Here is a 2,792-nt window from a genome sequence, read left to right on the forward strand (position 1 = left end):
GACGGCGTTCGCGGCCCGGTCCGCCAGGATGCGGGCGAGATGGTCCTCGGCCTCGCCGACGCCGGCGTCGGCGGCGATGCGCAGCAGCGGTTCGGCGGCGGCGTCGTCGCCGGCGGCCAGGTGCTCGAGTGCCTGGGCGTAGACAGCATCCTCGACGTCGAGGAGATCGGCGAGGTGCTGGATTCGGCGACGCTCCCTCGGGTCCTCGTCAGCACTCTGCATGATGTCGACGAAAGTCCGCCCGGAATTCCTTTCGGTCGGCTCTCCGGGGTCCGCAAGGGTCCTCAGCAGAAATTCGACGCCCATCAGATGGTGCCCTCCTCCCGAGTTCCCCCGGAGCCCCCCACGAACTTCCTCATGTTCTTCTTGGCGTCGCTGTACTGCGACTTCGCCGTTCCGACGGAGATCTGCAGCACCTCCGCCGTCTCGGCCTCGCTGAATCCCACCACAACCCGTAGCCAGAGCACCTGCCGTTGTCGCAGCGGAAGGCGTTGCACGAGCGCGAGTGCGGCCTGCCGCCCGTCTGCATCGACCGTTCCCTCCGCCGGGTCTGGGAGAGCCTGAAGATAGTCGGCCGGATCACCGAGAAGTGATCGGTCGCGCCGTTCCTTCAGAATCTTCCACGCCAGGCGGCTGGCGATTCGATACCAGTAGGTCCGGACCATCTCCGGATGGTCGAGACTTCCGAATCTGCGCGCAACGATCAGGATGCTGTCCTGGATGACGTCGTCGACGTCGGGTTCCGGGCAGCCGACGGAGAGCAGATACCCGCGGAGCCGGGCGGCGTTGTCGTCGAAGAGTTTCTCCACCTCACTCGGCCACACAGTCGGAAAGGACACGGCCCGAGATCGCTCGGGCAGGCTGCTCACCGCGGCGCTCCGGCTGCCTGCGGCGAAGCGCCGCCGTCGGGTTCGTGCGTCGTTGTCATACTGCTGGGCCCTCCATTCCCGCTGCTTCGCGGTTGTGCCACTGCCAGCACAGAGCACCGCCGGGCGGAAAAGGTTGGGCCGCGCCGAGAAATTTGCTCGAGGACATCTCAGATAGATCATCTAACTATGTCGGGCCCGGCCGCCGGAGTGGCACCCGGGCCAGGCATGCGCGCTGGTCAGATGGGCAGTCCGGGCAGATTCGCGACCCACTCCCAGAAGTGACCGGCCGGATAGGCGGCGAAGGCACCCGCTACTCCGGCGAGGACCGCGCTGCCGGCGAACCGGGTGAGCCGGCGGGTCAGTCGGGTGCCACGGCGATCAGGATCGGGCCGGCTCGAAACGACTTCCGTGGATGGGGCCTGCTGGTCCTGCGGGCGCGGGGTGGCGACGGGGTGGGCAGCTGTCATGGGCGAGACCTCTCCATGCGGGGACGATGCCGGGCCCCGGCGTGCCGGCATGCGGCGGTCCGGACGCGAGAACCCGGGAGCCGAACAGACGCCGTGTCCCTGCGGCAGGCTCAATGGCGCTGTCGGCTCCATCTCTACAGAGGGCCCGGCGGCCGCGGAAGGTTGGGTCTGCGCTGCAGCGCCGGCGCGTTCACTCTTCAGCGCCTCGGTGTTCGGAGCCGAGGTTCCGCAGGGGCTGCGGTCGCGCGCAGCTCTTTCACGCCTGTCGGGTTGCCCACGCCGGCATCCAGATCCCGGTGTCGAACCGCCTGGGCCGGATTGAAGCGAGGTGGTGGTGGAGCGTGGCGAGCGCCGGGTGGGAGTTGTCGCGATGCCAGATCAGGGAATGCGGGTAGACCGGTGTCGGGTCATACAACGGGATGCGGCGCAGGTCGTAATGGGTGGGCCAGAGCAGCCGGGTCTGTTCGCCGACGAGGCTGGCCAGGGTCGCGGAGTCGGCGAGCACGTCCAGTAGGTGCTCGGTGCCGAAGTTGGGGCCGATCGGATCGATGGCGAGCCCGAATTCCGCGGCGAGGTCGTTGTAATAGGTGGCCCACTCGGTCCCGGGGAGGATGCCGGGTATCCAGATCCTGTGCCCGACCAGGTCGGCGGGTGTGACGGCGGGAGCCGTGGCGAGCTTGTGGGCCGGACCGGTAAGGAGCTGGTGGGGCTCGTCGACGACCCGCATTACCTTGATGTCGTCGGGTAGCCGCCGCGCGGGGATGGTGACAGCCCGAAATGACGCGTCGATCGATCCGGATCGGACGGCGGCGATGGCGACGTCGACGCCGGAGTCGTCGAGAACCAGAACGTCCAGTTGCAGGTCGGGATACCCGCGGTGAAAGTCGCGGAGCAGGGCTGCCGGCGCGGTCCGCCGGTTGATGACGTCGATGCGCAGCGGGCGCCGGCCGGGCCGCACGGAATCCACCGCCCGCTGTTCGGCCCGGAGCAGCTCGCGGGCGTGCGGGAGAAACACCTGCCCGTCGATCGTGAGCTGAGTTCCGCGCGCGGTGCGGGTGAACAGCCGCACGCCGAGGTCTCCTTCCAGCTTGGCGATGCGTTTGGAGACCGCCTGCTGGGTGATCGCCATCTCGGCGGCGGTGTGCTGGAACTGACCGGTGTCCGCGACGGAGACGAACGTTCGCACAGCGTCGAGATCCACGCCGCCCGACAGTAGTCGCACAACCCGTTGTTGTGGCTCGCCGGCGCGGCGGTTGTTTGCTTCGCCCTTCTCCTGCTCGCTTAGATCCTGCTGGTCGACGAGGTGTTGTTCGGATACGGCGGGAAGGGCTGGGTCGGGTGGTGGAAGCGGGGCGGTCTACGGGATGGCGCTTCGGGTGGCTCTGGGCCGCGTACGCGGTCAGCACCCTCGGCACGTGGCTGGCGTTCGACGCATTTCCCCTGATCGCGATCCTCT

General features: G+C 68.2%; 3 protein-coding genes and 1 pseudogene. All 4 read right to left on the reverse strand.

The genetic code is table 11. The features are described 5' to 3' along the window. Positions 1-306 (reverse strand): annotated as a pseudogene (locus tag NBZ83_RS31315) (CBS domain-containing protein); the annotation flags it as partial. Then, positions 306-809, reverse strand: coding sequence for an RNA polymerase sigma factor (locus tag NBZ83_RS31320; protein ID WP_261576427.1), 504 nt, complete (start codon positions 807-809; stop codon positions 306-308). The gene NBZ83_RS31320 and the pseudogene NBZ83_RS31315, both read right to left, overlap by 1 nt. 296 nt (positions 810-1,105) lie before the next feature. Further along, positions 1,106-1,336 carry a hypothetical protein gene (locus NBZ83_RS31325; protein ID WP_261571287.1) on the reverse strand — a complete coding sequence of 77 codons (231 nt, stop codon included), beginning with the start codon at positions 1,334-1,336 and terminating at the stop codon, positions 1,106-1,108. Positions 1,337-1,592: 256 nt separating this feature from the next. Next, entirely contained in the window at positions 1,593-2,558 is a 966-nt protein-coding gene (locus NBZ83_RS31330) for a LysR family transcriptional regulator (RefSeq protein WP_261576428.1), read from the reverse strand. Positions 2,559-2,792: the final 234 nt, after the last annotated feature.

It is taken from the genome of Frankia gtarii (assembly GCF_025403375.1).
GTDB lineage: Bacteria > Actinomycetota > Actinomycetes > Frankiales > Frankiaceae > Frankia > Frankia gtarii.